The sequence below is a fragment of the Streptomyces sp. WELS2 genome (assembly GCF_013870595.1).
Lineage (GTDB): Bacteria > Actinomycetota > Actinomycetes > Streptomycetales > Streptomycetaceae > Streptomyces.
The window spans coordinates 1-1,186 of record NZ_JACBWZ010001304.1 but is presented as its reverse complement, the minus strand read 5'-3'; the positions used below and the strand labels follow the sequence as shown (position 1 = coordinate 1,186).

Below are 1,186 nucleotides of genomic sequence, written 5' to 3'. Positions count from 1 at the left end.
ACGTAACCCCAGGCCGCCGCCGCGACGAGGGACGCGGCGAGCGTGACGGCCGCCCACCCCTCGCGCCGCCGCTCCCACAGCAGCCCGGCGCCCATGCCGGTCACGGCCGCGAGGTAGGGGGCGAGGGCCACCGTGTAGTACTGGTGGAAGATCCCCGCCATGTAGCTGAACACCACCGTGGTCGTCAGCAGCGAGCCGCCCCACACCAGGAACGAGGCACGGGTCACCGAGGTCCGGCGGGCCCGGCGCGTGGCCAACAGGCCGGCGGCGAGCAGGATCAGCGCGGTGGGCAGCAGCCAGGAGATCTGGCCGCCGACCTCGGAACCGAACATCCGGTCCCAGCCGGTCTCGCCCCACATTCCGCCGCCGCGCGGGCCGCCGCCACCGCCGCCGACGCTGCCGGTCTCCTCGCCGTTGAGCCGGCCGAGGCCGTTGTAGCCGAAGGTCAGCTCCAGGAAGCTGTTGTGCTGCGAGCCGCCGATGTACGGGCGGGACGAGGCCGGCCACAGCTCGACCACCGCGACCCACCAGCCGCCCGAGACGACCAGCGCGAGCGTCGCCGCGGCCAGCTGGGCGAAGCGCCTCCTCAGCGGCACCGGGGCGCACACCGCGTAGACGACCGCCAGCGCCGGCAGGACCAGGAACGCCTGGAGCGTCTTCGCGAGGAACGCGAAACCGACCGCGGTCCCGGCCCACACCAGCCACTTGGTCCGGCCGTCCTCCAGGGCGCGGACGACGAGGTAGCAGGCCGCCGACATCAGCAGCGCCAGCAGCGCGTCCGGGTTGTTGAACCGGAACATCAGCGCCGCGACCGGGGTGAGCGCCAGCACCGTCCCCGCGACCAGACCGGCCACCGGGCCGAACCGGCGGCGCACGGCCGCGTACACGACGGCGACGGTCGCCACGCCCATCAGCACCTCGGGCGCCAGGATCGCCCAGGAGTTCAGGCCGAACAGGCGCACGGACAGCGCCATCGGCCACAGCGCGGCCGGCGGCTTGTCGACGGTGATGGCATTGCCCGCGTCCAGCGAGCCGAAGAAGAACGCCTTCCAGGACGTGCTGCCCGCCTGGACGGCCGCCGAGTAGAAGGAGTTGGCGTAGCCGGAGGCGCCGAGGCCGTACAGGTAGAGCAGGAGGGTGGCGGCCAGCAGGACCAGCAGGGCCGGGCGTGCCCAGCGGGGGTCCT

At 73.7% G+C, this 1,186-nt stretch carries 1 protein-coding gene; it reads right to left on the bottom strand.

Annotated features, from left to right (window positions below):
* The coding region (locus tag H5J33_RS35935; RefSeq protein WP_258565636.1) for a glycosyltransferase family 39 protein at window positions 1-1,186 on the bottom strand (1,186 nt) is incomplete at both ends.